This window comes from Microvirga sp. GCM10011540 (assembly GCF_042650665.1).
GTDB lineage: Bacteria > Pseudomonadota > Alphaproteobacteria > Rhizobiales > Beijerinckiaceae > Microvirga > Microvirga lenta.
Genome location: NZ_JBHSBQ010000052.1, coordinates 1 through 656 on the forward strand (window position 1 = coordinate 1; position 656 = coordinate 656).

General features: G+C 57.8%; 1 pseudogene. It reads left to right on the forward strand.

The features are described 5' to 3' along the window. A pseudogene (locus tag ACFOYU_RS15190) lies at window positions 1-363 on the forward strand (hypothetical protein); the annotation flags it as partial. Window positions 364-656 lie beyond the last annotated feature (293 nt).

Here is a 656-nt window from a genome sequence, read left to right on the forward strand (position 1 = left end):
ACGGATACGATCACCCATGCAAGTGCTCGGGGCAGCAACGATCTAATCGGTCGTAACGTTGTGCAGACCATGACGTGGATGACACCTGACGAGTACGAGCGTCTGCAAGCGTTGAACGCCTGGACCAGACGCTCGGATCTTGTGGGGCTGCGCCACATCGATGAGTTCAATCAGAGTGCCGGGAGGAATTTGGGCTTCCGGCGTCAGGGTGAGGTAAAGCACGCATTCTTGGTGAACCTTCGCCTCTTCGACGTTCTCATGGAGCATAGATCCAAAGTTCTCGGACGCGCTCGTTACGGGCTTCGTTTACGGCTCGACCGCCACCAGCGGTATGAGGCAGTGGGGCGGAAGAAGGCAGCCTGACCTGTCCTGGCGGGGATACTTCCGAAACACCTTTCGGTGGTCGTGTTCCTTATATAACTACATAACAGACACGACGTGTGAAGGAGTTCCCCCGTCGCGAGCCGGGTGGGCGCGGAGTATCCACCCCCGGTCACTCTCTGGGTGTGACCACATCGGATTTCGTCGAATCCCCAACCAACCCTTACTCAAGATCCGACGAAGCCTTACCCGGCAAGGATTTCGGCGTTTTCAACTGAGGACCCTCGAAATTGTGGATCTGGGGGTCCCCCGTTCGAGCCGGGGCGGCTGTACCA